Source organism: Variovorax sp. V118 (assembly GCF_041154445.1).
Classification (GTDB): domain Bacteria; phylum Pseudomonadota; class Gammaproteobacteria; order Burkholderiales; family Burkholderiaceae_C; genus Variovorax; species Variovorax boronicumulans.
The window spans coordinates 686,482-712,553 of sequence record NZ_AP028663.1; the positions used below are offsets into that span (position 1 = coordinate 686,482).

Here is a 26,072-nt window from a genome sequence, read left to right on the forward strand (position 1 = left end):
GAGCTTAACCCTCAACGTTTTCAGCCGTTCGGCGGTGGCGCGGCGTCTGGCGTGCCCGCGTGGCGGTGCGTGATCCGTTGGGCGTCGTGCTGCATCACCAGCGTGCGCAGGCGATCCGGGTAGCCCATGTAGTGCAGCATGAAGCTGTCGCGGTCGTACAGCGCGGGGTGCGAATTGAAGGACACGCCGTCGGAACGCGGCATGGCCGCGTCGCCGCCGGCCTCGGCCCAGGCGGCGACGAAGAAGGCCTGGTCGCCGCCCGAGGCGTAGACACCGCGCTTGTCCTGCACGGCGTCGATCAGCGCTTGCACGCGCTCCAGGTAGGCGATGCAGGCCGGCGTGTTCGAGAACACCATGAAGCCGCTGTTGAATTCGTAGCCCGACACGTCGCGCGCCAGCGCCACCGGCCGGCCACGCAGCAGGGGCGCGAGCGGCCGTGCGCGGTCGTGGATGAGGATGTCGGCATCGACCCACGCGACCTGTTCGTGTTCGGCCAGGTGCTTGAGCAGCAGCCGGGGCTTGATCCAGTTGCCGGCCACGCGGCCCCGCAGGTCGGCTGGCAGGTCGCGGTAGACGTGGTGGGTGTGGCCGTGGTGGTCGGCGTACGCGGCGATGTTGCGTTCCGACAGCGTGGCATAGCCGGCGATGTTGGGCGTGTAGCTGGTCAGCAAGGCGACGGGGCGGCCGGGGTTGCGCACTTCGTAGTCCGGCTGGCTCGTGGGGGCCGGCGGCAGGTCGTCGTAGAGCTGGCCGTCGCGCGCGAGCACCGCGTTCAGGTGCGCGACGAAGAGGCCACGCACCCGCATGTCCTGGACATCGATGTGGACCGCAGGATTGAACGAGAGCACGAAGGCCGAGACCTCCGGCAGGTAGTGGCCGAAGCGGGCGAACAGCAGGTTGGGGTAGTGCCGGCCGTCGATGAGCTGGTGGTGCGGATGGGCCGCAAGGCCTTCGAGTTCGCGGTGTGCCCAGCGGTCGGTGCCTGCGTCGGGCGCGATGCGCAGGCGGTCGAGCACGGAAGCCACCAAAGCCGTGGCCTCGGGGCCGGCGCGCAGCATGAAGCAGCTGCCCTCGGGGCGGTGGTGGTGCTCGTTCTCGGCGATCCAGTGGGTCGCGTCGCCGATCACGGAGGGTGCCGGCAGGGGCGCGAGAAAGGCCGCGTCGTCGTCCGCGAAGACCAGCAGCGTGCCGTCGGGCGCATCGGCCAGCGCGGCGCTCACCACGCTGTACTTGTAGACCAGCAGCGTGCGCGCGCTGTTGTGCGGCGTGCCGATGGCGTGCAGGCGGTGCGCGTAGCCCCAGCGGGCGCAGTAGGCGCGGTGGTTGTCCGCGAAGGCCTCCGTGCCCGCGCGCAGCAGGATCGAGTGGAAGCGGACCGGCGCCGGGCTCATCTCGCAGCGGGCCGTGTCTAGTCGGTGATACCGGTGCGCGCCAGCAGGTCGCTGACCAGCTCCAGGCGCATCAACGGGCTGTCGAGCTCCATCAGGCGCTGCTTCAGTTCGACCTGCATCGGCACCAGCTCGCACCAGCGGTTGGCCACCCACCCGCAGTCGTCGAGGCGATAGGGCGCGCCGATCGGCAGGCGCACGGTGTCGCCCTGCGCGTGGCGGCGCTCTTCGAGGGTGTCGATCAGGCGGCGCAGCGCGGTGGCAGTGTGGCGCAGGTCGTCGGGGATCTCGAGGTCGACATCGTCGGCGACGGCGTCGACCTCGGCGATCCACAGGCCGTGCTTCTGCAGCTCGCTGCTGCGCACGCGAAAGCGCTGCGTGCCGACGCATTCGATCTGCAGCAGGCCGCTTTGCGGCGCGTCGAAGGTGCGGATGTCGGCGAGCGTGCCGACGGCGGCAAAGCTTTCGGCTTCGGCGCCGGCCTTGCGCACTTCGGCGCCGCTGGTCAGGCTGACGACGCCGAACGGGGTGCCGGCCTTGCGGCACTTGCCGACCATGTCGAGGTAGCGGACCTCGAAGACACGCAGCGGCAGCAGGCCGCCGGGAAACAGGACCGTACCGAGCGGAAAGAGAGGAATGCGCACGTTGAAAAGGGCCGGGCCAGTCGCCGCGGTCAGCTGGGTTGAAGGATCAGGTTGAGGATGGTCGCGTGTTCGGGCCGCAGTATCCCCTGCATCTGGAACGCGTGGCGCGCGTGGTTGAGCAGGTTCAGGATCGACTGCTGGCACTCGCCGGCGCTCTGGCCCCAGCGCGTGTCGACCTCGGACAGGGCGCTGTGCGCCGCGCGATGCAGGTCGACCAGGTGGGCCAGGGTCTGGGGCATGTCGCCGGGGTTGCGGTACAGCGTGAGCAGCTGTTCGCACTCACGGCCCCGCAGGCGCGGGAAGACCAGCGGCAGCAGGCGCCGGTAGATGCGGTCCTTCGAGGCGTAGAGCCGGTCGCGCGGCAAGGTGCGGGAGGTCATGCCCGGGTGGATGCGGTAGCGCGTCAGCGGCTCGGGCAGGTTCGCGAAGCGCGCGCCGTGCAGCATGCAGTCGACCCAGAACCCGAGGTCGTCGACGGCGTAGAGGTTGGGGTCGAACTGCAGCCCGTGGGCGCGGTAGAAGTCCAGCCGCCCGGTCGTGCTCTGGTTCGCGAGGTAGTCGTAGCCCTCCACCATGCGGGCCTTGATCGTCGCGTCGTCCAGCGGCAGGCTGGTGACGCCGGCCTGGTCCTGGAAGTGCTCGAGCTGGCTGCCGACGACGGTGACCGACGGGTTGCTTTGCAGGAACGCGACCTGCTTGGCGAAGCGGTCCAGCGTGGCGCAGTCGTCGTGGTCGACGCGCGCCAGGTAGGTGCCCCGGGCCATCGCCATCGCGAGGTTCATGTTGGCCGGCAGGCCGACGTTGCAGGCGTTGCGGTGCCGCCGGATGCGCGGGTCGTCGAAGGCGGCCAGGCGCTCCCAGGTGCCGTCGGTGCTGGCGTCGTCCACGACCAGCAGCTCGAAGTCGGTGAAGGTCTGTGCCTGCAGCGACTGCAGCGTCTCGATGAGGAACTCGCCGCTGTTGAAGGTGGGGAGCACGACGCTGAGCAAAGGCATGGGGTTCCGTAGGGCGGTGTGGCCGGGGGCGAGGCTTGTGGTCCAGAATCGGAGCAGTCGCGCGCGTGCGCACCTCCCTGCCCATTCGACATGTTGTACCAGATACCCTCGTTTCTTCTCGACGTGATCGTCGGCCTGCTCGGCGGCGCCTGCCTGCTGCGCCTGTACATGCAGTACCACCGCGTGCCCTTCGGCAATCCGCTGGGGCGCTTCGTGTTCGCCATCACCGACTGGATCGTGCTGCCGCTGCGGCGCATCGTGCCCGCGGTGAAGCGCTGGGACCTCGCGAGCCTGATCGCGGCCTGGCTGCTGGTGATGCTCAAGTTCCTGGTGCTGTGGCTGCTGGCCGGCAGCCTGGCGCGGATCACGGCGCTGCCGCTGGTGTCGCTGGTCGGCCTGCTGCAGCTGGCGGTGTCGGGCCTGACGGCGCTGCTGGTGGTGTACGCGGTGCTGTCGTGGATTCCCGGCGCTTCGCCGATGCTGCTCGACCTGATCTCGCGCCTGGCCGAGCCGCTGGTGCGGCCGTTCCGCCGCTTCATTCCGCTGATCGGCGGCGTCGACCTGTCGCCGCTGGCCGCCATCGTGGTGCTGCAGGTGGTGGCGATCGTGCTGGGCAACCTGCTGGTCTTCGCGTTCCGGCTCGGCGCCTGACGCGTCGGGGTACCCCAGACAGCAAAACGCCCGCACTGCCTTTCGGCGTGCGGGCGTTCAGGCCGAAGCCTGAGCTACGGTGAAGGTCAGAGCACCGCGTCGGCCGGCTGGCGCAGCAGCATGGCCAGCGTGCTGGCGATGGTTTTGCGCAGTTCGCGGCGGTCGCTGATGAAGTCGATCGCACCCTTGGTCTGCAGGAACTCGGCGCGCTGGAAGCCTTCGGGCAGCGTCACGCGCACGGTCGATTCGATCACGCGCGGGCCGGCAAAGCCGATCAGCGCCTTGGGCTCGGCAATGACCACGTCGCCCACGAAGGCGAAGCCGGCGCTCACGCCGCCCATGGTCGGGTCGGTCAGCACGCTGATGTAGGGCAGGCCCTTCTTCGCCAGGCGCGTGAGCGCGGCGTTGGTCTTGGCCATCTGCATCAGCGAGAGCAGGCCTTCCTGCATGCGCGCGCCGCCGGTGGCGGTGAAGCACACGAAGGGCACCTTCTGCTCGATGGCGGTCTCGACGCCGCGCACGAAACGCTCGCCGACCACGCTGCCCATGGAACCACCCATGAACTCGAACTCGAAGCAGGCCACGACCACGCTGATGCTGTGGACCGAGCCGCCCATGACGACCAGCGCGTCGGTCTCGCCGGTGTTCTCCAGCGCTTCTTTCAGGCGCTCGGGGTACTTGCGGCTGTCCTTGAACTTCAGGGCATCGACCGGCAGCACTTCCTGGCCGACTTCGTAGCGGCCTTCGGCGTCCAGGAAGGCATCCAGGCGCGCGCGGGCGCCGATGCGGTGGTGGTGGCTGCAGCTCGGGCAGACGTTCTGGTTGTGCTCGAGGTCGGTCTTGTACAGAACGGTCTCGCAGGCCGGGCATTTGATCCACAGGCCCTCGGGCACCTGGCGGCGCTCGGACGGGTCGGTTTGTGCGATCTTGGCGGGTAGCAGTTTTTCAAGCCAGCTCATGGGGGCTCCTTGTGAGGGCAGTGATTATCGACCAGCCGCGTTTTTGGCCGTGGCAGCCGGCAGCGCGTCGAGCGCCTCGCGGATGCCGGCCAGGAATTCGCGCACTGTGGGCACCACGTTGTTGCGAGGCTGGTCTTCGATGAGTTGAATGATCTTGGTGCCGATGACCACGGCGTCCGCCGCCGAGCCGATGGCCTGCGCCGTGCGCGCGTCGCGGATGCCGAAGCCCACGCCGACGGGGATGCTCACGTGCTCGCGGATGCGCGGGATCATGCGACCGACCGCCTCGGTGTCGAGGTGGCCGGCGCCGGTCACGCCCTTGAGCGACACGTAGTACACGTAGCCGCTCGCGATGCGCGCCACCTGCGCCATGCGCTCGGCGGTGCTGGTGGGGGCCAGCAGGAAGATCAGGTCGATGCCGGCCGCTTTCAGGTCGGCGGCGAAGTCCTCGCATTCCTCGGGCGGGTAGTCGACGACCAGCAGGCCATCGACGCCGGCCGCGGCCGCGTCGCGGATGAAGGCCTTCTTGCCGTGCACGAGGTCGTAGCGCTCGACCGGGTTGGCGTAGCCCATGAGCACGACCGGCGTGGTCGTGTCCTTCGTGCGGAAGGCGGCCACCATGGCGAGCACCTGCTTCATGCCGACGCCCAGCGCCAGCGCGGCTTCGCCGGCCTTCTGGATCACGGGGCCGTCGGCCATCGGGTCGGAGAAGGGCACGCCCAGCTCGATCACGTCGGCACCCGCCTCGACCATGCCGTGCATGAGTTCGGGCGTGATGTCGGCGAAGGGGAACCCGGCGGTGACGTAAGGGATCAACGCGCGACGGCCTTGCGTTTGCAGGGCCTGGAACTTGGCGGCAATGCGGCTCATCACTTGCCTCCCTTCACGCTCAGACCGCGCATCGAAGGCCGGTCGTAGAAGTCGACGCCCGACAGGTCGGCGACGGTGCCGATGTCCTTGTCGCCGCGGCCCGAGAGGTTCACGAGGATGGACTGGTCGGGGCGCATGGTCTTGGCGAGCTTCAGGGCGTAGGCCATGGCGTGGCTGGATTCGAGCGCGGGAATGATGCCCTCCGTGCGGCACAGGTAGTGGAAGGCTTCGAGCGCCTCGACGTCGGTGATGCCGACGTACTCGGCGCGGCCGATGTCGGCCAGGTAGGCATGCTCGGGGCCCACGCCCGGGTAGTCGAGGCCGGCGCTGACGCTGTGCGTCTCGGTGATCTGGCCGTCGTCGTTCTGCAGCAGGTAGGTGCGGTTGCCATGCAGCACGCCGGGGCTGCCGCGCAGGATCGAGGCGGCGTGCTTGCCGCTGTCCAGGCCTTCACCGGCCGCTTCCACGCCGATGAGGCGCGTGCCCGCGAACGGAATGTAGGGGTGGAAGATGCCGATCGCGTTGCTGCCGCCGCCCACGCAGGCGACCACCACGTCGGGCTGCTTGCCCTCGGCTTCACCGGTGATGCCGTCGGCCGCGAGCATGGCGGGCATCTGCGCGATGCACTCGGTGCCGATCACGCTCTGGAAGTCACGCACCATCGTCGGGTAGGGGTGCGGGCCCGCCACCGTGCCGATGATGTAGAAGGTGTTTTCGACGTTGGTGACCCAGTCGCGCATGGCCTCGTTGAGCGCGTCCTTCAGCGTCTTGCTGCCGGATTCGACGGGCACGACGGTCGCACCCAGCAGGTTCATGCGGTAGACGTTGGGGCTCTGGCGCTTCACGTCCTGGCTGCCCATGTAGACCACGCATTCGAGGCCGTAGCGCGCGCAGATGGTGGCGGTGGCCACGCCGTGCTGGCCGGCGCCGGTCTCGGCGATCACGCGGGGCTTGCCCATGCGGCGCGCGAGCATCGCCTGGCCGATCACGTTGTTGATCTTGTGCGCGCCGGTGTGGTTCAGGTCTTCGCGCTTCAGGTAGATCTGCGCGCCGCCCATTTCGCGGCTGGTGCGCGCGGCGTGGTAGATCGGCGAAGGGCGGCCGACGAAGTGCTTCAGCTCGTAGTGGAATTCGGCCAGGAAGGCCGGGTCGTCCTTGAATTTGGCGTACGCGTCGCGCAGCTCGTTGATCGCGTGCGTGAGCGTTTCGCTCGCGAAGGTGCCGCCGTAGGGGCCGAAGTGGCCGCTGGCGTCGGGTTGCTGGTAGTCCTGAAATTGGCTTTGCATGGTTCTCGATCGATGGGCCGCAGCCCGAATGCGATCGGGTGCGGCGGCTAACTGGAGAAGGACGAAGCGTCGGCAGCCGAGGCTTTGACAGTGTTCGCCGCATCTGCGGCTCTCACGGCGGCGACGAATGCCCGGATCTTTCCGGCGTCCTTGAGGCCCTTGTGCCCGGGACCGTCGATTTCGACGCCCGAGCTCACATCAACGGACAGCGTCTTGCAGCGCGTCCGCAGGCTGTGAATGCCATCGCTCACGTTTGCAGGTGTGAGCCCACCACTCAAGACGAGGTGAGCGTCGACGGCGGGTGGAAGAAGTGACCAATCGAAAGCCTTGCCGCCTCCGCCATAACCTTCGACATGGGCGTCGAGCAGGATGGCCTGGGCGCGGGAGTAATCGGACGCGTATTTTACGAGGTCGAAGCCGGCCCCGGCAGCCCCCAGCGGAATCCGGGCGGCGCGCATGTAACGAAAGCGTCCCGGGCCGGTGGCTTCCTCGCACTGTTCGGGCGTTTCTTCCCCGTGGAACTGCGCGATGGCGCCTTTCACGCGGGCCAGGGAGGCCAGGACTTCGGGAGCGTCCGCGTTCACGAACAGCAGCACCGGCGTGATGAAGGGCGGCAGGCGCGAGGCCAGTTCGGCGGCGCGCTCGGCGCTCACGGCGCGCGGGCTCTTCGGGTACAGCACGAAACCGATCGCGTCGGCGCCGGCCTCGACCGCCGCGTCCACGTCGGCCTCACGCGTGAGGCCACAGATCTTGATGCGGGTGCGTGGGGCGAGGGGGGCGGGAGATGTCATGGCGGGCCATCATACGAAGCCCGCTCGCCCTGGAACGTGGCCTCGGCCGGCAGACCCCACTTGGCGTCGTACAACGGGCCGAGAAAGTACAGGCCATCGGCGGAGAAGGTGGGCGCCGCCACCTTGCGGCTGCGTGCCTCGAGCACCTCGGTGATCCATTCGGGCCGCTCGTCGCCGCGGCCGATGCGCACCAGGCTGCCCATCAGGTTGCGGATCATGTGGTGCAGGAACGCGTCGGCCTCGAACTCGAAGTGCCAGCGGCAGCGCTCGCCGTCGCCCACGCGCGTGATCTCGAGGCGCCGCAGGTCCTTGACCGGCGAGAGGGCCTGGCAGGCCGAGGCGCGGAACGAGCTGAAATCGTGCCGGCCGACCAGCAGCGCCGCCGCGGCGCGCATCGCGTCGCCGTCGAGCGGGTACATCGACCAGCCGACCCGGCCCGCATCGAGGCTAGGCCGCACGGGCGACTGCGAGAGCACGTAGACGTAGCGGCGCGCCAGGGCGCTGGCGCGGCAATGGAATTCGTCGGGCACCGGGTGCGCCCACTGCACCGCGATGTCGTCGGGCAGGTAGCGGTTGGTGCCGCGCATCCAGGAGAACGGATCGCGTTCGATGTCGGTGTCGAAATGCACCACCTGCATCAGCCCGTGCACGCCGGCATCGGTGCGGCCGGCGCACAGCGTGCTGACCCGGCTGCCGGCAGGCAGGCCGGCGAACTTCGCAAGGGCGGCTTCGAGCTTGTCCTGCACCGTGCGGCCCGAGCGCTGGCTCTGCCAGCCCTCGTATGCCTGGCCGTTGTAGCGGATGCCGAGTGCCAGCCTCACGAAGCGATCAGAAGGGCAGTCGGCAACCGGCTCAGCGCAGTTCGGCGAGCAGCTGCTTGGCTTGCGACTTGAGGTCGCCGGCGCTTTCGGCTTCGACTTCCTCGACCAGCGAGCGCGCGCCTTCGACGTCGCCGATGGCCTGCAGTTCGCGGGCCAGCGAGAGTTTCACGGCGTGCGGGTTGTCGTCACCGTCGTCGTCCAGCGCGGACGGCGAGGTGGCCACGGCCGCAGAGCGCGGTGCTTCGGCGGCAGCGGAGCGGGCCGGCAGGCCAGCGAGGGCGCTCATGTCGAACTCGATGAAGCCCGAATCGGCGGGCAGCGTGTCGCGCAGCATGGCTGGGCGGGTGTTGTGCTCCGCGTCGTTCAGCGACGAGGGACGCGTGTGGGCCGTCAGTGCGCCGGGGGCGGTGTCGAAATCGTTCTCGAGATCGACAGGTGCCGCGGCGTGGCCGTTGCTCAGCGGGGCCGGTGCGGCCGTCGGTGCGTAGACCGACTTCGGCAGGCTGGCACCCACGGGGGCGGGCGCCGGTGCGGGCGGCTGGGTCAGGTCGAGGTCGAAGTCCAGCGGCGCGACCGAGGGCATGAAGGCCGGCGGGGCCGATGCCACGGGCGGTGCGGCCGGGGGCGGCGGTGCCACGACGGCTGCTGCTGCGACTGCGGCAGCCGGCTTGGCGGCAGCGGCCAGCGCGCCGGCGAATGCGGCGGTTTCGGCCTGGCTGGCGCCACGCGCGGTGCCCGTGCCCGATTCGTACAGCGGGTTGCCCGGGTCGAGGTCCTTGCCCATGTCGACCACGCGGTTCCATTCGGAGCCCGCGCCGTTGGTCAGCTTGTGCACTTCGGTGGCCAGGCCGTCGAAGGCGCGCACGTCGCGGCGCTTGGCGTGGATTTCGAGCAGCTTGAGGTGGATCGCGGTGCGGTCCGGGTTCAGGCGCAGCGCTTCACGCAGGATTTCCTCGGCCTGCAGATCGCGGCCGTAGGCGAGGTAGACGTCGGCTTCGGCGACCGGGTCGACATCGCCCGCGTCGAGCTGGCTCGGCGAGTACGACAGCGACGACACAGTGGAGTCGCCGCGGTTCTTGGTGTCGACCGATTCGCCGCCGCTGGCGCCGAAGAACGAGTCCTTGGGAATGCGGCTCTCGAGGAACACGCTTTCGCTCATCTCTTCGCGGCGGCGGCCCAGCACGCGGTACAGCAGGAAGCCGACCAGCAGCGCGATCAGCGCGGCGCCCGCGAGCATCAGCGGGTTGTCGAGCAGCTCCTCGAGGAAGCTGCGTTCCGGTGGGGGCGGCGGCGGTGCCGCCTTGACCACGGGCTTGGGTGCGACGACGGGCGCGGCGGCGGCTGCAGCGCTGGCTGCGGCGGCCACGGGCAGGGCGGCTGCGTCGGTGGCCGACGGGGCGGCGGCTGCTACGGGCGCTGCAGCAGAGGCCGCGGCGACCGGGGGCGTTGCAGCGGGAGCGGCTGCCGGCGCCGGCGTTGCCGGTGCGGTGGCTGCGGCGGCAGGGGCCGCGGCAGGCGCAGGGGCGGCCGCGACCGCTGGCGTGGGCGTCGTGGCACCGGTCAGCGGTGCGGGAACGGCGATGCCGGGCGTGGTGGCCGGCGCTGCGGGCGCGGCGGCGGCGGCGGACGAACCGGTGCCCGTGCCAGTGCCAGCACCGGCCTTGAGCTTGTTCAGCTCGTTGATGTTCTTCGTGAGTTCGGCGACGCGGTTGCTGCTGTCCTGCGCCTGGCGGGCTTGCGCGACCTTTTCATCGGCGGCGCGCGCGGCGGCGTTGCCTTGCGACACCGTGAGCTTGTCGGGCGCGCTGGCGGCGGCATTGCGGTCTTCCACGCTGGCCTGCAGCTTGCCCGAGGCCTGGCGGCTTGCGGCGGCCACGTTGGTGGTCGGGGCGTTTTCGGCGAGGCGCTGGCGGTAGCTGCCGAAGTCGCGGCTTTGTGCGGTGATCGTGCGGCGTGCGTCGGCGGCGGGCACGGCGCTCGCTGCGGCGGCGTTCGGCAGGTCGAGCACGGCACCGGCCTTCATCCGGTTGACGTTGCCGCCGACGAAGGCGTCGGGGTTGGCGTTCAGCAGCGCCACCAGCATCTGGTCGAGCGAGACATCGGCGGGCTTATGGGCCGAGGCGATCTTGCCGGCGGTGTCGCCACGGCGCGTTGTGACTTGCTCGCCACTGCCGCCACTGGGCGCGGCGACGGTGGCACGTGCCGGCGCAGGAGCCGGTGCGGCCGCAGGGGCCGGCGCCGCCGCAGCGGGTGCGGGCGTTGCGGCAACTGCAGGCGCAGGCTCGCGGCGCACGCGCGGGGCGGGCGCGGGGCGCTCGACCGGCGTGGCGATCTGCGGTGCGATGGGCGCGGCCGGTGCGGCTGCCGCCTGGCGCGTGGCCGGCGGATCGAGCAGTACGGTGTAGTCGCGCACGATGCGGCCCGAGGCGCCATTGGCTTCGAGCAGCAGGTCGATGAAGGGGTCGTTGAGCGGGCGGTTGCCGGCCAGGCGCACGACGTACTGGCCGCCGGCGCGGCGCTGCAGCGTGGCTTTCACGTCGCCCAGGGCCGCGTTGTACGGGATGCCTGCGTTCTTGAAGGCTTCGGCCGTGGCGATGTTGATCTTCAGGCCCTCCGCTTCGTTGGCGGCCATTTCAGTGACATCGATCTCGGCGCGCAGCGGTTCGCCCAATGCCGACTGCACCCGCAGCGGTCCCAGCGCGAAGGCGCTGGCGTCGGCGCTGGCCAGTCCCAGCGTCAGGGCCGCAGCGGCACCCAGGATGGAAAGGCGCCAGCCATTCGACGGCAGGGCGGGGCGGGCGGCCGAAGGGCGGGCCGCGGGCAACAGATGTCTTGTCATGCTGATAGGGGCGGCTCAGGCCCTGAATTTGTAAGAGGACGTTAGCATCATCAACATGCACTGACAAGGCAATGCGCCTGATCTACCCAGTGCGCGCATACTTCCGATGACATCCTGTGTTGCCTTTCGGCAACATTTTTGTATTTCAAGGCCCTGAGCTGCCCGCATCAGGCTTCGAGCAGGATGCGCAGCATGCGGCGCAGCGGTTCGGCCGCGCCCCACAGCAGCTGGTCGCCGATGGTGAAGGCGCCGACGTACTCGGGGCCCATTGCCAGCTTGCGGATGCGGCCGACCGGGATGTCCATGGTGCCCGTCACGGCCACCGGCGTCAGGTCCTTCACGGTGGCTTCGCGCGTGTTCGGCACGACCTTGGCCCAGGGGTTGTCGGCGGCGATCATCGCTTCGATGTCGGCCACCGGCACGTCCTTCTTGAGCTTGAAGGTCAGGGCCTGGCTGTGGCAGCGCATCGCGCCGATGCGCACGCAGAAGCCGTCCACCGGCGTGGCGGCGGTGCCGAAGCCCGCGCCCTGGCCGAGGATCTTGTTGGTCTCGGCGCCGCCCTTCCACTCTTCCTTGGACATGCCGTCGCCCAGGTCCTTGTCGATCCAGGGGATCAGCGAGCCGCCCAGCGGGGCGCCGAAATTGGCGATTTCGGAGGCGCTCAGGTTCTGCTGCTTGTGCAGCACCTTGCGGTCGATCTCGAGGATGGCCGACTTCGGATCGTCGAGCAGCGCACGCACTTCGGCGTTGAGGGTGCCGAACTGGGTCAGCAGCTCGCGCATGTGCTGCGCGCCGCCGCCCGAGGCCGCCTGGTAGGTCATGCTGGTCATCCACTCGACCAGGCCGGCCTTGTAGAGGGCGCCCACGCCCATGAGCATGCAACTGACGGTGCAGTTGCCGCCGACCCAGTTCTTGCCGCCCTTGGCGAGCGCGTTCTGGATCACGGGCAGGTTGACGGGGTCGAGCACGATGATCGCGTCATCGTTCATGCGCAGCGTGGAGGCCGCGTCGATCCAGTGGCCGTTCCAGCCGGCGGCGCGCAGCTTGGGGAACACCTCGCTGGTGTAGTCGCCGCCCTGGCAGGTGATGACGATGTCGCACTTCTTCAGTGCCTCGATGTCGTTCGCATCCTTGAGCGTGGTTTCGTTCTTGGCCATCGCCGGGGCCTTGCCGCCCGCGTTCGAGGTCGAGAAGAAGACCGGCTCGATGAGGCCGAAGTCGCCTTCGGCCTGCATGCGGTCCATGAGGACCGAGCCGACCATGCCGCGCCAGCCCACGAGGCCGACCAGAGGTTGCTTGGATGCGTTCGCCATTTCAGTTTGCCCTTAGTGAAGAAAGAAAAAATCAGTCTTTTTTGCCCCCGACTCGTCGGCCGGGGGAGGGCGTGACGAAGCGGGCTGCGGTTAGCCGGTAATCGTCTTTTTGGTGATGGCTGCTACGACCGCGTCGCCCATTTCGCGGGTGCCGACGCGCTTCGTGCCTTCGGACCAGATGTCGCCCGTGCGCAGCCCGGAGGCGAGCACGTGCTTGACCGCCGACTCGATACGGTCGGCAGCTTCGGGCTGGTTGAGGGAGAAGCGGAGCATCATGGCAGCGGACAGGATTGTAGCCAAAGGATTGGCAACCCCTTTGCCAGCAATGTCGGGCGCGCTGCCGTGGCTGGGCTCGTACAGGCCCTGGTTGCTCGCATTGAGCGAGGCCGAGGGCAGCATGCCGATGGAGCCGGTGAGCATCGCGGCCTCGTCCGAGAGGATGTCGCCGAACATGTTGCCGGTGACGACCACGTCGAACTTCTTGGGCGCCTTCACGAGCTGCATGGCCGCGTTGTCGACGTACATGTGGTCGAGTTCGACGTCCGGATATTCCTTGCCGACCTCGGTCACGATGTCCTTCCAGAACTGGAAGGTCTCCAGCACGTTGGCCTTGTCCACGCTGGTCACGCGCTTGCTGCGCTTGCGGGCCGCTTCGAAGGCCACGCGGGCGATGCGCTCGACCTCGGGGCGCGAGTAGCGCATCGTGTCGAAGGCTTCTTCAGCGCCGGGGAAGTGGCCGTCGGTGGCGATGCGGCGCCCGCGCGGCTGGCCGAAGTAGATGTCGCCGGTCAGCTCGCGGATGATGAGGATGTCCAGGCCCGCGATCAGCTCGGGCTTCAAGCTCGAGGCGTCCACCAGCTGCTCGTAGCAGATGGCGGGGCGGAAGTTGGCGAACAGGCCCAGGTTCTTGCGCAGCCCCAGGATGGCCTGCTCAGGACGCAGCGGGCGGTCGAGCTTGTCGTACTTCCAGTCGCCGACGGCGCCGAACAGCACCGCGTCGGATTCCTTCGCGAGCTTCAGCGTCGATTCGGGCAGCGGGTGGCCGTGCGCCTCGTAGGCCGCGCCGCCGACCAGGGCCGATTCCATCTCGAACTTCAGGTCGAGGACTTCGAGCACCCTGACGGCTTCCGCCACGATTTCGGTGCCGATGCCGTCACCCGGGAGAACTGCGATTTTCATAAGTTGGTCTGAGGTTTTTTCTTGAAAACGGAAATGCCGCCGATCACGAGATCATCGTGTGCGCGAGCCAGGGCTTTTGTGCCAGGCGCTCGGTCTCGAAGGCCTTGATCTTGTCCTTGTGGCGCAGCGTCAGGCCGATGTCGTCCAGCCCGTTGATCAGGCAGTACTTGCGGAAGGCCTGCACGTCGAACGCGAACTCCTGGCCGTCGGGCTTCACGACCACCTGGCGTTCCAGGTCGATGGTCAGCGTGTAGCCCGGGAAGGCGAAGGCCTCGTCGAACAGCTGCGAGACCTGCGACTCGGGTAGCACGATCGGCAGCAGGCCGTTCTTGAAGCTGTTGTTGAAGAAGATGTCGGCGTAGCTCGGCGCAATGATGGCGCGAAAGCCGTACTGGTCCAGCGCCCACGGCGCGTGCTCGCGCGACGAGCCGCAGCCGAAGTTCTTGCGCGCCAGCAGCACCGAGGCGCCGGCGTAGCGCGGCTGGTTCAGCACGAAGTCGGGGTTCGGCTTGCGGCTGGCCGGGTCCTGGCCCGGAAAGCCGGCGTCCAGGTAGCGCCACTCGTCGAACAGGTTTACGCCGAAGCCGGTCTTCTTGATCGACTTGAGGAACTGCTTGGGAATGATCGCGTCGGTGTCGACGTTCTCGCGGTCCATGGGGGCCACGAGGCCCTTGTGCACGGTGAATTTCTGCATGTGATGTCTCCAGATCAGGCGAAGGTGCGCACGTCGACGAAGTGGCCGTGCACGGCGGCGGCGGCGGCCATCGCGGGGCTCACGAGGTGGGTGCGGCCACCCGCGCCCTGGCGGCCTTCGAAGTTGCGGTTGCTGGTCGATGCGCAGCGCTCGCCGGGCTCCAGGCGGTCGGCGTTCATCGCCAGGCACATCGAGCAGCCGGGCTCGCGCCATTCGAAGCCCGCGGCCTTGAAGATCACATCGAGCCCTTCGCGCTCGGCCTGTTCCTTCACCATGCCCGAACCGGGCACGACCATCGCGAGCTTCACGTTCTTCGCGACCTTCTGGCCCAGCTTCTTCACCACGGCGGCGGCTTCGCGCATGTCCTCGATGCGGCTGTTGGTGCACGAGCCGATGAACACCTTGTCGATGAAGATGTCGTTCATGGCCTTGTTGGGCTCCAGGCCCATGTAGACCAGCGCGCGCTCGATGGCGCTGCGCTTGCTGGCGTCCTTTTCCTTGTCGGGATCGGGCACGCGGCCGTTGATCTCGACCACCATTTCGGGCGAGGTGCCCCAGGTGACCTGCGGCTGGATCTGCGCAGCGTCGAGTTCGACCACGGCGTCGAAGGTCGCGCCGGGGTCGGACTGCAGCGTGCGCCAGTAGCTCACGGCCTGGTCCCATTCGACGCCGGTGGGCGCGAGCGGGCGGCCCTTCACGTAGGCGATGGTCTTTTCGTCGACCGCCACCAGCCCGGCGCGCGCGCCGGCCTCGATGGCCATGTTGCAGACCGTCATGCGGCCTTCCATGCTCAGGTCGCGAATCGCCGAGCCTGCGAATTCGATGGTGTAGCCCGTGCCGCCGGCGGTGCCGATCTTGCCGATGATGGCCAGCACGATGTCCTTGGCGGTGCAGCCCAGGGGCAGCTTGCCTTCGACCTTCACGAGCATGTTCTTGGCCTTCTTGCCCAGCAGCGTCTGCGTGGCCATGACGTGCTCGACCTCGCTGGTGCCGATGCCGTGCGCCAGCGCGCCGAACGCGCCGTGCGTGGAGGTGTGCGAGTCGCCGCAGACGACCGTCATGCCCGGCAGCGTCGCGCCGCTTTCCGGGCCGATCACGTGCACGATGCCCTGGCGCTTGCTCAGGAACGGAAAGAACGCGGCGGCGCCGAACTCGGCGATGTTGTGGTCCAGCGTGGTGACCTGCTCCTTGCTGGTCGGGTCGGCGATGCCTTCGTAGCCGCGCTCCCAGCCGGTGGTCGGCGTGTTGTGGTCGGCGGTGGCCACCACCGAGCTGATGCGCCACAGCTTGCGGCCGGCTTCGCGCAGGCCTTCGAAGGCTTGCGGGCTGGTCACTTCGTGCACCAGGTGGCGGTCGATGTAGAGGATCGCGGTGCCGTCTTCCTCGGTGTGGACGACGTGTTCGTCCCAGATCTTGTCGTAGAGCGTGCGTGCCATGTCGGTCTCTTGTCTTTCGTGGGGAAATGGATTGTCTGTCGACGCGGTCTAGGCCGCGAGTCGTTCGGTGGCGTCGGCCGCATCGGCCGCCGCGTGCAGGTGGTTCACCAGCGTGCGCGCCGCCACCGGCAGGGTGGAGAAGTCGCGCGCCACCAGGCGGATCTCGCGCGCCGCCCAGGCGTCGTTGAGCGTCACGCTCACGAGGCCGCGGCCGATGCCGTTGTGCATGAGTTCGAAGGCGCGCTGCGGCATCACGCCGATGCCCAGGCCGTTGTCGATCATCCGGCACATGGCGTCCAGGCCCGTGACGTGGATGCGCAGCTTCACGCTGCGGCCGGCGCCGAGCGCCGCTTCGTGCATCGCCACGTAGATCGAGCTGTTGGTGTGCAGGCCGACGTGGTCGAAGGCCAGCGAGTCGATGAAGTCGATCGCGTCCTGCGCGGCCAGCGCGTGCCCCTCGGGAACGATCAGTGCGAGGCGGTCGTGTCGGTAGGAAAGGCTCTGCAGCTCGCCCGCGCCGCCGGCCACGTGGCACACGCCGAGGTCGGCCGCGCCTTCCTGCACCGCGCGGATCACTTCGCTGCTCAGGTGCTCCTCGAGGTCGATCTTGATGGCCTCGTGCGCGCGCGAGAACACGCCCAGGTCTTCCGGCAGGAACTGCACGATGGCCGAGATGTTGGCGTGCACGCGCACGTGCCCGCGCACGCCGTCGGCGTATTCGCTGAGCTCGCCCTGCATCTTTTCGAGGCTGTAGAGCACCGAGCGGGCGTGGTGCAGCAGGCTCTCGCCGGCCGGCGTGAGGTCGACGCCGCGCGCATGGCGGTAGAGCAGGGCGGTGCCGAGCGTGGCTTCCAGGTCGGACAGCCGCTTGCTCACGGCCGAGGCCGCGATGAACTCGCGCTCCGCCGCGCGCCCGATGCTGCCCAGCTCGCACACGGCCACGAACAGCTGCAACGACGTGAGGTCGATGCGGCGGGCAAAGTTGCGTTCGGACGTGCTCATGGGGGCTTGGGCATCGCGTTTGGCGATGAGTTGGCTATTTTCTTCCTGTTTTGAAGCCCTTGCCATCGCGATGCGCGATGACCTCGCTGCCGGCTGGCGAGGAGGGGCATACCGAACGGGCAATAAAAAAGCTGCCCGGAGGCAGCTTTTTCAGGGGGCGGAGGTTCCGCAGCCGGTCGATCAGCGGGCCGAGATCGGCTTCACGTCACGCTTGGGCGAGCCTTCGAACAGCTGGCGCGGGCGGCCGATCTTGTACTCGGGGTCGCCGATCATTTCGTTCAGCTGGGCGATCCAGCCGACGGTGCGGGCCAGCGCGAAGATCGCGGTGAACAGCGGCACGGGGATGCCGATGGCGCGCTGCACGATGCCCGAGTAGAAGTCGACGTTCGGGTAGAGCTTGCGCGACACGAAGTACTCGTCTTCCAGGGCGATCTTCTCGAGTTCCTTGGCGAGCTTGAACAGCGGGTCGTTTTCCAGGCCCAGCTCGGTCAGCACTTCGTTGCAGGTTTCCTGCATCAGCTTGGCGCGCGGGTCGTAGTTCTTGTACACGCGATGGCCGAAGCCCATCAGCTTGACGTTCGAGTTCTTGTCCTTGACCTTCTTGATGAACTCGCCGATCTTTTCCACGCCGCCTTCGCGCTGGATGTCGTACAGCATGTTCAGCGCCGCTTCGTTGGCACCGCCGTGGGCCGGGCCCCACAGGCACGCCACGCCGGCTGCAATGGCCGCGAAGGGGTTCGTGCCCGACGAGCCGCACAGGCGCACGGTCGAGGTCGAGGCGTTCTGCTCGTGGTCGGCGTGCAGGATGAAGATGCGGTCGAGCGCGCGCTCGAGCACCGGGTTCACCTTGTACTCTTCGCACGGCGTGGCGAACATCATGTGCAGGAAGTTGCCTGCATAGCTGAGTTCGTTCTTCGGGTACATGTACGGCTGGCCGACGGTGTACTTGTAGGCCATGGCCACGAGCGTGGGCATCTTCGCGATCAGACGGATCGCGGCGATCTCGCGGTGCTCGGGATTGTTGATGTCCGTGCTGTCGTGATAGAAGGCCGACAGGGCGCCCACGAGGCCGGTCATGATGGCCATCGGATGGGCATCGCGACGGAAGCCGCGCAGGAAGAACTGCATTTGCTCGTTGACCATCGTGTGGTTGGTCACGAGCTTGGTGAAGCTGGCCTTCTTGCCTGCGTCCGGCAGTTCACCGTACAGCAGCAGGTGGCAGGTCTCCATGAAGTCGCAGTTGGTCGCGAGCTGCTCGATGGGGTAGCCGCGGTACAGCAGCTCGCCCTTGTCACCGTCGATGTAGGTGATGGCCGACTGGCAGGCGGCGGTCGACATGAAGCCCGGGTCGTACGTGAACATGCCGGTCTGTGCATACAGCTTGCGGATGTCGATCACGTCGGGCCCGATGGTGCCCTTGTAGATCGGCAGTTCGACGTTGTCGCCGCCATTGCTGAACGACAGCGTGGCCTTGGTATCGGATGCTTTCATTTCGGTTTACTTTCAGAGGTGGATTCAGGACGAAGGAGAAAAAATGGCAGGACGCTGAGCGCCGTCGGTACGCATCAGCTGCAGCAATGCGACCACCTCGGCCCCGGCCCATGCGGGCTCGGGCTCCTTTCTGCACAGCAGCAGGTCGAGGAGGTCGTTGTCCGACAGGTCCATCAATGTCTCCATCGCTCCCGCTTGACCGACGGTCATGTGGGATTCGTGCCGCTCGAAGAAGCGGGCGATGAACAGGTCGTTCTCCAGCAGGCCGCGCCGGCAACGCCACTTGAGCTTGCTCAGCGCGCGTTCGCCGAGCAGCGTATCGGGGGCGTTGGCGGGGGTCGACATAAGTAAGGCTTCTCGGAAAAACCGTCAGATGGCGCGACGCACCATCAGTTCCTTGATCTTGCCGATGGCCTTGGTCGGGTTCAGGCTCTTCGGGCACACGTCGACGCAGTTCATGATCGTGTGGCAGCGGAACAGGCGGTACGGGTCTTCCAGGTTGTCCAGGCGCTCGGCGGTGGCTTCGTCGCGGCTGTCGGCGATGAAGCGGTAGGCCTGCAGCAGGCCGGCCGGGCCGACGAACTTGTCGGGGTTCCACCAGAAGCTCGGGCAGCTCGTGGAGCAGCTCGCGCACAGGATGCACTCGTACAGGCCGTCGAGCTCTTCACGCTCTTCGGGCGACTGCAGGCGCTCCTTTTCGGGCGGCACGGTGTCGTTCTGCAGGTACGGCTTGATCGAGTTGTACTGCTTGAAGAACTGGGTCATGTCGACGATCAGGTCGCGGATGACGGGCAGGCCCGGCAGCGGCTTGAGCACGACGGTGCCCTTGAGCGTGTTCATGTTGGTCAGGCAGGCCAGACCGTTCTTGCCGTTGATGTTCATCGCGTCGGAGCCGCAGACGCCTTCGCGGCACGAGCGGCGGAACGACAGCGTGGGATCCTGCGCCTTGAGCTTCATCAGGGCGTCCAGCAGCATGCGTTCGTGGCCGTCGAGTTCGACCTCGACCGTCTGCATGTAGGGCTTGGCGTCCTTGTCCGGGTCGTAGCGGTAGATCTGGAATGTGCGCTTCATCGTATGGACCTTGTAAATATTCTTAGAACGTGCGGACCTTGGGCGGCACGGATGCCACCGTCAGCGGCTGCAGCTTGACGGGCTTGTACGAGAGGCGGTTGTCCGCGCTGTACCAGAGCGTGTGCTTCATCCAGTTGGCGTCGTCGCGGCCCAGCGGTGCGACCGGGTCGTCCGCGGGACGCTCGTAGTCTTCCACCGTGTGGGCGCCGCGGCATTCCTTGCGGGCGGCGGCCGAGACCATGGTGGCTTGCGCCACTTCGATCAGGTTGTCGACTTCCAGCGCTTCGATGCGGGCGGTGTTGAACACCTTGGACTTGTCCTTCAGGCCGATCGACTTGACGCGCTCGCGCACGGCGGCGATCTTGACCACGCCTTCGTCCATCGAGGCCTGCTTGCGGAACACGGCGGCATGCTGCTGCATGACGGCGCGGATCTCGCCGGCCACGTCCTGGGCGTACTCGCCGCCGGTGGAGGCTTCGAGTTCGTTCAGGCGCTGCAGCGTGCGGTCGGCCGCATCCTTGGGCAGTTCCTTGTGTTCCTTGAGCTTGTCGTTGAACTCGACGATGTGGTTGCCGGCCGCGCGGCCGAACACCAGCAGGTCGAGCAGCGAGTTGGTGCCCAGGCGGTTGGCGCCGTGCACGCTCACGCAGGAGCATTCGCCCACGGCGTACAGGCCGTTCACCACGGCGCTGTTGTCTTCACCCTTCTGGATGACGACCTGGCCGTTGATGTTCGTCGGGATGCCGCCCATCTGGTAGTGGATGGTGGGCACCACGGGAATCGGTTCCTTGGTGACGTCGACGTTGGCGAAGTTGATGCCGATCTCGTAGACCGACGGCAGCCGCTTGTGGATGGTGTCGGCACCCAGGTGGTCCAGCTTCATGTGGATGTAGTCCTTGTTGGGACCACAGCCACGGCCTTCCTTGATTTCCTGGTCCATCGAGCGCGAGACGAAGTCGCGCGGTGCCAGGTCCTTCAGGGTGGGCGCATAGCGCTCCATGAAGCGTTCGCCGTTGCTGTTCAGCAGGATGGCGCCTTCGCCGCGGCAGCCTTCGGTCAGCAGCACGCCCGCGCCGGCCACGCCGGTGGGGTGGAACTGCCAGAACTCCATGTCCTGCAGCGGGATGCCCGAACGTGCGGCCATGCCCAGGCCGTCGCCGGTGTTGATGAACGCGTTGGTGGACGCACCGAAGATGCGGCCTGCGCCGCCGGTGGCCAGCAGCACGGTCTTGGCCTGCAGGATGTGCAGGTCGCCGGTTTCCATCTCGAGGGCCGTGACACCGACCACGTCGCCTTCGTTGTCGCGGATGAGGTCCAGCGCCATCCATTCGACGAAGAACTGGGTGCGGGCTTCGACGTTCTTCTGGTAGAGCGTGTGCAGCATCGCGTGGCCGGTGCGGTCGGCCGCGGCGCAGGCGCGCTGCACGGCCTTCTCGCCGTAGTTGGCGGTGTGGCCGCCGAACGGACGCTGGTAGATCGTGCCGTCGGGGTTGCGGTCGAAGGGCATGCCGAAGTGCTCGAGCTCGTACACGACCTTCGGTGCTTCACGGCACATGAACTCGATCGCGTCCTGGTCGCCGAGCCAGTCGGAACCCTTGATCGTGTCGTAGAAGTGGTAGTGCCAGTTGTCCTCGCTCATGTTGCCGAGCGAGGCGCCCACGCCACCCTGGGCCGCGACGGTGTGCGAACGGGTCGGGAACACCTTGGAAAGCACGGCCACGTTGAGGCCGGCACGGGCGAGTTGCAGCGAGGCGCGCATGCCGGAGCCGCCGGCACCGACGATGACGACGTCGAACTTGCGCTTGGTGATGTTTTCTTTTGTGTAGGTCATGGTGGGTCAGATCTTCCAAAGCACTTGAATGGCCCAACCCGCACAACCGACAAGCCAGACGATGGTGAAAACTTGCAGCACGAGACGGATGGCGACAGGCTGGACGTAGTCCATCCACACGTCGCGCATGCCGACCCACACGTGATAGAGCAGGGCAACGATCACGGAGAAGGTCAGGACCTTCATCCACTGTGCGGCGAAGATGCCGGCCCACAGGTCGTAACCGATGGGGCCGCGCGAGAAGATCACCTGCGCGAGCAAGATGATCGTGAACAGCGCCATCAGGGCGCCGGTGATGCGTTGGCTGAGCCAGTCGCGCAGACCGTAGTGCGCGCCGACGACGATGCGCTTGGAGCCGTAATTCACAGACATGGTGGGCTCCTTCTCAGTACAGGCCGAACAGCTTGGCGCCAAGCACCAGCGTGAGGATGACGCTCGCAGCCAGCGTGAAGATGGCCGAGCTGTGACCGAATTCCTTCGTCACGGCGGAGTGGCTCACGTCCATCCAGAGGTGACGCAGGCCGGCGATGAAGTGGTGCAGGTAGGCCCAGATGAGGGCCAGTGCGACTAGCTTGAAGAACCATCCCGGGGCAAAGCCGATGCCGGTGTTGAACGCGGCCTTGAATTTCGCGAACGAATAGTCAGATGACAGCGAGGTGTCGAACATCCAGATGATGAAGGGCATCAGCAGGAACATCAGCACACCGCTCACGCGGTGCAGGATCGACACGATGCCGGCCGGCGGCAGCCGGTAGGTCGTGAGATCGGTGAAGGCGTTGATGTTCCGGAATTCGCGACGCGGCGGCCGGGGGGGAGTTGCAAGCTCTGTCATAGGGAGATGGCTTTCGTGGCTTTGTGACTTGTTGGCTTGTTCTGAGAGCGAACGCTTTTGTTTCTTCTGCGGAATGCAAACAACGCAAAATTCTATTGCAATGCACCATCGCGCATCGGACGCACAGGAGTCAACGCACTGCGGCAGTCGGATGCTCGGGGCTCGAGGTCGCGTTGCGCGGGCTGAGTGTGCGCGTTTGTGCCCGCGCGGGCGAGGTTCTTCGGCGCCATCGGATCAGCCCAGCTGGTTGCGGTAGTGGTGGGTGTCGGTGCGGTACAGGCCGCGGCGCAGTTCCATCGGCATGTCGTGGTACGTGTGCGCCACGCGCTCCACGCTGAGCAGCGGCATCTGCAGCGGCACGTCGAGCAGCTGCGCCTGTTCGGCATCGGGCAGCACGGCGCGGATCTTTTCTTCGGCGCGCACCATGCGCACGCCGAATTCGGTTTCGAACATCGCGTACATTGGGCCGGGCCAGGCGCGCAGCCGGTCGGCCGTGAGGCCCTTGAAGGGCGCGCCGGGCAGCCAGAGGTCTTCGAGGATGGTCGGCACGCCGCCGTAGGCGAGCACGCGGCGCACCTGCAGCACAGCGTCGCCCGTGCGCAGGCTCAGCGCACGCGCCACGTCGGCCGAGGCGCGCAGGCGCTTGCAGTCGACGATGGTGCGCTCGGCCGGGCCTTCGGCGCTCGGGCTGCCGGCGTCGGGCACGAGCTTGAGAAAACGGTACTGCACATGCTGCTCGGCATGCGTGGCCACGAAGGTGCCCTTGCCCTGGCGGCGCACCACCAGGTTTTCGGCCGCCAGCTCGTCGATCGCCTTGCGCACCGTGCCCTGGCTCACGCGGTACCGCACGGCCAGGTCCATCTCGCTGGGGATAGGCTCGCCCGGCTTCCACTCGCCGGCCTGCAGGCTCTGCAGGATCAGGGTCTTGATCTGCTGGTAGAGCGGACTGAAGGACGGCGTCGTGGGCTCGTCGAGGGTGGAGGGCGTGTTCATGGCAGCGGTGGGGTGCGCCGTGGCGGACCCCCAGAGGATATCTTATATAAGACATAAGACGGCCTTTGTCGAATCGGCTTAAAATGCGGCCCGGTCCCGCGCCGCGGGAAAGCTTCCCCCCGCTGGACCGCGGCGCCCCACGAGAGCGCTAACCCGTTTCACCACCTTCTGGAGTCTTCCCATGAGCAAAAAGCCTGTCCGCGTTGCCGTTACCGGTGCCGCCGGTCAAATCGGTTACGCCCTGTTGTTCCGTATCGCTTCCGGCGAAATGCTCGGCAAAGACCAGCCGGTCATCCTGCAACTGCTCGAAATCCCCGACGAGAAGGCCCAGAAGGCGCTCAAGGGCGTGATGATGGAGCTCGACGACTGCGCCTTCCCGCTGCTGGCCGGCATGGAAGCCCACGGCGACCCGATGACCGCCTTCAAGGACGCCGACTACGCCCTGCTGGTCGGTTCGCGCCCCCGCGGCCCCGGCATGGAACGCGCCGAACTGCTGGCCGTCAACGGCGCCATCTTCACGGCACAGGGCAAGGCGCTGAACGCCGTCGCCTCGCGCAACGTGAAGGTGCTGGTCGTCGGCAACCCTGCCAACACCAACGCCTACATCGCCATGAAGTCGGCACCGGACCTGCCGCGCAAGAACTTCACCGCCATGCTGCGCCTGGACCACAACCGCGCTGCCAGCCAGATCGCCGCCAAGACCGGCAAGGCCGTGGCCGACATCGAGAAGCTCACCGTCTGGGGCAACCACTCGCCCACGATGTACGCCGACTACCGCTTTGCGACCATCAACGGCGAAAGCGTCGCCAAGATGATCAACGACCAGGAATGGAACGCCAACACCTTCCTGCCGACCGTCGGCAAGCGCGGCGCGGCCATCATCGAAGCCCGCGGCCTGTCGTCGGCTGCCTCGGCCGCCAACGCCGCCATCGACCACATGCGCGACTGGGCCCTGGGCACCAACGGCAAGTGGGTCACGATGGGCATCCCGTCGGACGGCCAGTACGGCATTCCGAAGGACGTGATGTTCGGCTTCCCGGTCACCTGCGAAAACGGTGAGTACAAGCTGGTCGAAGGCCTCGAGATCGACGCCTTCAGCCAGGAGCGCATCAACAAGACGCTCGAAGAGCTCGAAGGCGAACGCGCCGGCGTCGCCCACCTGCTGTAAAGCAAGCCCGCCCGCATGCTCGACTGGAACCCCGCGCTCTACCGTCGCTACGAGGACGAGCGCACCCGGCCCGCACAGGAACTCCTGGCGCGGGTCCCGCTTGCCGAGGCCGCCCGCGTGGTCGACCTCGGGTGCGGTCCGGGCAATTCCACCGAGCTGCTGGCACATCGGTTCCCGACGGCGCAGGTCACGGGCACCGACAACTCCGAAGCCATGCTGGTCAGCGCGCGCGAGCGCCTGCCGGCGGCGCGCTTCGAGTTGAGCGACATCGCGACTTGGGCGCCGCGTGAAACAGAAGCGCCCGATCTCATCTATGCCAACGCGTCCCTCCAATGGGTGCCGGATCACGAGACGCTGATCCCCCGCCTGTTCGACGCGCTGGCCCCGGGCGGCGTGCTCGCCGTCCAGATGCCTGACAACCGCCAGGAGCCCACGCACCGCCTGATGCGGGCGGTGGCGGCCGAAGCGCCCTGGGCCGAGCCCATCGGCGACGCCGACAAGCTGCGCACCTTGCTGCTGCCGCTCGGCGGCTACTACGACCTCTTGGCCGCGCGTGCAGCCCATGTCGATGTCTGGCACACCATCTACCAGCACCCGATGGCCAACGCCGCGGCCATCGTCGAATGGGTGCGCGGCACGGGCCTGAAGCCCTTTGTCGACCGCCTGCCGCCCGACCTGCAGGCGAGCTACCTCGCCGAGTACGAACGCCGGGTGGACGAGGCCTACCCGGTGCGCACCGACGGCAAGCGCCTGCTCGCCTTCCCGCGCATGTTCATCGTGGCGCACAAGAAAAAAGACGCATGACGACGAAGACCGCCGCTGCCCACCCCGCGGACGTGCTGCTCGGCGCACAGGCCGGCGCCGTGACCCTGCCGGTGTGCGACCACTACAGCGGCGTCGAAGCCCGCATGAAGAAGAGCCTCGCGCTCCAGGCCGAGATGGCGCAGGAGTTCGGCGCCTGCGTGTTCGACGTCACCCTCGACTGCGAAGACGGCGCCCCGGTCGGCGGCGAAGCGGAGCATGCCGCGCTCGTCACCGAACTCGCGCTGGCCGCCCAGCCCGGCATGCGCGTGGGCGTGCGCGTGCACCCGGTCGACCACCCGGCTTTTGCCGGCGACGTGGTCACCATCGCCGGACGCGCCGGCCATCGGCTGAGCCACCTCATGGTGCCCAAGGTCGAATCCGTGGCCGATGTGTGTCAGGCTGTTGCCGCGCTCGACGCGGCCGATGCCGCCGCGCTGCCGCTGCACGTGCTCATCGAATCGCCGCTGGCGGTGCACAACGCCTTCGAAATTGCCGCGCATCCGCGCGTGCAGTCGCTGAGCTTCGGCCTCATGGATTTCGTGTCGGCGCATGCTGGCGCCATTCCCGCCGACGGCATGGGCGCGGCGGGGCAGTTCAGCCACCCGCTGGTCGTGCGTGCCAAGCTGGCACTGGCCTCGGCGGCACATGCCTACGGCAAGGTGCCTTCGCACTGCGTGGTCACCGAGTTCAACGACACCGATGCGATGCGCCTGGCGGCCCGCAAGGCGGCCACCGAATTCGGCTACACGCGCATGTGGAGCATCCACCCGAACCAGATCCGGCCGATCCTCGAGGCCTTCGCGCCCGACGAGGCGCAGATTCAAATTGCCACAAAAATCATTACAAAAGCCGCAGACGCGGATTGGGCACCGACACAAATTGATGGCACATTGCACGACCGCGCGAGCTACCGCCACTTCTGGCAGGTCCTGACGCGCGCCCACGCAACAGGGCGCGCGTTGCCCTCCGAGGCGAAAGCCTGGTTTGCATCGCGGTCTCCTGAAACCCACTGAA

At 67.4% G+C, this 26,072-nt stretch carries 25 protein-coding genes; 4 read left to right on the forward strand and 21 right to left on the reverse strand.

Annotated features, from left to right (window positions below):
• Nucleotides 1–20 precede the first annotated feature (20 nt).
• The 3 genes from ACAM52_RS03135 to ACAM52_RS03145 are packed head-to-tail and all read right to left on the reverse strand — an operon-like array spanning nt 21 to nt 3,027.
• Nucleotides 21–1,391 carry a hypothetical protein gene (locus tag ACAM52_RS03135; RefSeq protein WP_369646095.1) on the reverse strand — a complete coding sequence of 457 codons (1,371 nt, stop codon included), beginning with the start codon at nt 1,389–1,391 and terminating at the stop codon, nt 21–23.
• A 17-nt stretch (nt 1,392–1,408) separates the two neighbouring features.
• Nucleotides 1,409–2,032 carry an LON peptidase substrate-binding domain-containing protein gene (locus ACAM52_RS03140; RefSeq protein ID WP_369646096.1) on the reverse strand — a complete coding sequence of 208 codons (624 nt, stop codon included), beginning with the start codon at nt 2,030–2,032 and terminating at the stop codon, nt 1,409–1,411.
• A 29-nt stretch (nt 2,033–2,061) separates the two neighbouring features.
• Nucleotides 2,062–3,027, reverse strand: a complete 966-nt coding sequence (locus tag ACAM52_RS03145) for a glycosyltransferase family 2 protein (protein WP_369646097.1) — start codon at nt 3,025–3,027, stop codon at nt 2,062–2,064.
• Nucleotides 3,028–3,117: 90 nt separating this feature from the next.
• On the opposite strand from ACAM52_RS03145, the gene ACAM52_RS03150 reads away from it, so the two are divergent.
• Nucleotides 3,118–3,678, forward strand: coding sequence for a YggT family protein (locus ACAM52_RS03150; protein WP_056572059.1), 561 nt, complete (start codon nt 3,118–3,120; stop codon nt 3,676–3,678).
• Nucleotides 3,679–3,764: 86 nt separating this feature from the next.
• On the opposite strand, the gene accD is transcribed toward ACAM52_RS03150, so the two are convergent.
• The 18 genes from accD to ACAM52_RS03240 all read right to left on the reverse strand — a co-directional run bounded on the left by accD (nt 3,765) and on the right by ACAM52_RS03240 (nt 23,086).
• Complete coding sequence (gene accD, locus ACAM52_RS03155; protein ID WP_062475492.1) at nt 3,765–4,637, reverse strand: acetyl-CoA carboxylase, carboxyltransferase subunit beta; 873 nt, start codon at nt 4,635–4,637, stop codon at nt 3,765–3,767.
• Between the two features lie 24 nt (nt 4,638–4,661).
• Nucleotides 4,662–5,507 (reverse strand): tryptophan synthase subunit alpha, encoded by an 846-nt coding sequence (trpA, locus tag ACAM52_RS03160; RefSeq protein ID WP_369646098.1) that lies wholly within the window; start codon nt 5,505–5,507, stop codon nt 4,662–4,664.
• Complete coding sequence (gene trpB, locus ACAM52_RS03165; protein WP_062475486.1) at nt 5,507–6,793, reverse strand: tryptophan synthase subunit beta; 1,287 nt, start codon at nt 6,791–6,793, stop codon at nt 5,507–5,509. The genes trpA and trpB overlap by 1 nt, the downstream gene beginning before the upstream one ends.
• A 47-nt stretch (nt 6,794–6,840) precedes the next feature.
• Nucleotides 6,841–7,584, reverse strand: coding sequence for a phosphoribosylanthranilate isomerase (locus ACAM52_RS03170; RefSeq protein ID WP_369646099.1), 744 nt, complete (start codon nt 7,582–7,584; stop codon nt 6,841–6,843).
• Entirely contained in the window at nt 7,581–8,405 is an 825-nt protein-coding gene (truA, locus tag ACAM52_RS03175; protein WP_070062263.1) for a tRNA pseudouridine(38-40) synthase TruA, read from the reverse strand. Before truA ends, ACAM52_RS03170 begins: the two co-directional genes overlap by 4 nt.
• 31 nt (nt 8,406–8,436) lie before the next feature.
• Complete coding sequence (locus ACAM52_RS03180) at nt 8,437–11,244, reverse strand: FimV/HubP family polar landmark protein (RefSeq protein WP_369646100.1); 2,808 nt, start codon at nt 11,242–11,244, stop codon at nt 8,437–8,439.
• A 167-nt stretch (nt 11,245–11,411) separates the two neighbouring features.
• Nucleotides 11,412–12,557 (reverse strand): aspartate-semialdehyde dehydrogenase, encoded by a 1,146-nt coding sequence (gene asd, locus ACAM52_RS03185; RefSeq protein ID WP_062479697.1) that lies wholly within the window; start codon nt 12,555–12,557, stop codon nt 11,412–11,414.
• 90 nt (nt 12,558–12,647) lie between these two features.
• Nucleotides 12,648–13,736 carry a 3-isopropylmalate dehydrogenase gene (gene leuB / locus ACAM52_RS03190; protein WP_101493320.1) on the reverse strand — a complete coding sequence of 363 codons (1,089 nt, stop codon included), beginning with the start codon at nt 13,734–13,736 and terminating at the stop codon, nt 12,648–12,650.
• A gap of 43 nt (nt 13,737–13,779) precedes the next feature.
• Nucleotides 13,780–14,430, reverse strand: a complete 651-nt coding sequence (leuD, locus tag ACAM52_RS03195) for a 3-isopropylmalate dehydratase small subunit (protein ID WP_062479700.1) — start codon at nt 14,428–14,430, stop codon at nt 13,780–13,782.
• A 14-nt stretch (nt 14,431–14,444) separates the two neighbouring features.
• Nucleotides 14,445–15,866, reverse strand: a complete 1,422-nt coding sequence (gene leuC, locus ACAM52_RS03200) for a 3-isopropylmalate dehydratase large subunit (protein WP_369646101.1) — start codon at nt 15,864–15,866, stop codon at nt 14,445–14,447.
• 48 nt (nt 15,867–15,914) lie between these two features.
• The gene (locus tag ACAM52_RS03205; protein ID WP_369646102.1) at nt 15,915–16,868 is read right to left on the reverse strand and encodes a LysR substrate-binding domain-containing protein; all 954 of its coding nucleotides are present in this window, start codon (nt 16,866–16,868) and stop codon (nt 15,915–15,917) included.
• A gap of 180 nt (nt 16,869–17,048) precedes the next feature.
• The gene (gene gltA, locus ACAM52_RS03210; protein ID WP_062479703.1) at nt 17,049–18,359 is read right to left on the reverse strand and encodes a citrate synthase; all 1,311 of its coding nucleotides are present in this window, start codon (nt 18,357–18,359) and stop codon (nt 17,049–17,051) included.
• Nucleotides 18,360–18,383: 24 nt separating this feature from the next.
• Nucleotides 18,384–18,704, reverse strand: coding sequence for a succinate dehydrogenase assembly factor 2 (locus ACAM52_RS03215; RefSeq protein WP_062479704.1), 321 nt, complete (start codon nt 18,702–18,704; stop codon nt 18,384–18,386).
• 24 nt (nt 18,705–18,728) lie between these two features.
• Nucleotides 18,729–19,430 (reverse strand): succinate dehydrogenase iron-sulfur subunit, encoded by a 702-nt coding sequence (locus ACAM52_RS03220; protein WP_062479706.1) that lies wholly within the window; start codon nt 19,428–19,430, stop codon nt 18,729–18,731.
• A 22-nt stretch (nt 19,431–19,452) separates the two neighbouring features.
• On the reverse strand, nt 19,453–21,261 hold the full coding sequence (gene sdhA / locus ACAM52_RS03225) for a succinate dehydrogenase flavoprotein subunit (RefSeq protein ID WP_095949551.1): 1,809 nt from the start codon (nt 21,259–21,261) through the stop codon (nt 19,453–19,455).
• A 6-nt stretch (nt 21,262–21,267) separates the two neighbouring features.
• Nucleotides 21,268–21,633: a succinate dehydrogenase, hydrophobic membrane anchor protein gene (gene sdhD, locus ACAM52_RS03230; protein WP_056572026.1), complete on the reverse strand. Its 366-nt coding sequence runs from the start codon at nt 21,631–21,633 to the stop codon at nt 21,268–21,270.
• A 13-nt stretch (nt 21,634–21,646) separates the two neighbouring features.
• Entirely contained in the window at nt 21,647–22,093 is a 447-nt protein-coding gene (gene sdhC, locus ACAM52_RS03235) for a succinate dehydrogenase, cytochrome b556 subunit (protein ID WP_119556699.1), read from the reverse strand.
• Between the two features lie 234 nt (nt 22,094–22,327).
• Nucleotides 22,328–23,086 carry a GntR family transcriptional regulator gene (locus ACAM52_RS03240; protein ID WP_070062271.1) on the reverse strand — a complete coding sequence of 253 codons (759 nt, stop codon included), beginning with the start codon at nt 23,084–23,086 and terminating at the stop codon, nt 22,328–22,330.
• Nucleotides 23,087–23,267: 181 nt separating this feature from the next.
• Here ACAM52_RS03240 and ACAM52_RS03245 point away from each other — a divergent pair, with 181 nt between their 5' ends.
• The 3 genes from ACAM52_RS03245 to ACAM52_RS03255 are packed head-to-tail and all read left to right on the forward strand — an operon-like array spanning nt 23,268 to nt 26,071.
• Nucleotides 23,268–24,254 (forward strand): malate dehydrogenase, encoded by a 987-nt coding sequence (locus tag ACAM52_RS03245; RefSeq protein ID WP_042578072.1) that lies wholly within the window; start codon nt 23,268–23,270, stop codon nt 24,252–24,254.
• A 15-nt stretch (nt 24,255–24,269) separates the two neighbouring features.
• Nucleotides 24,270–25,058, forward strand: a complete 789-nt coding sequence (gene tam / locus ACAM52_RS03250; RefSeq protein WP_062479714.1) for a trans-aconitate 2-methyltransferase — start codon at nt 24,270–24,272, stop codon at nt 25,056–25,058.
• A complete protein-coding gene (locus ACAM52_RS03255; protein WP_369646103.1) occupies nt 25,055–26,071 on the forward strand; it encodes a CoA ester lyase in 1,017 nt (338 codons plus the stop codon). The genes tam and ACAM52_RS03255 overlap by 4 nt, the downstream gene beginning before the upstream one ends.
• Nucleotide 26,072 lies beyond the last annotated feature (1 nt).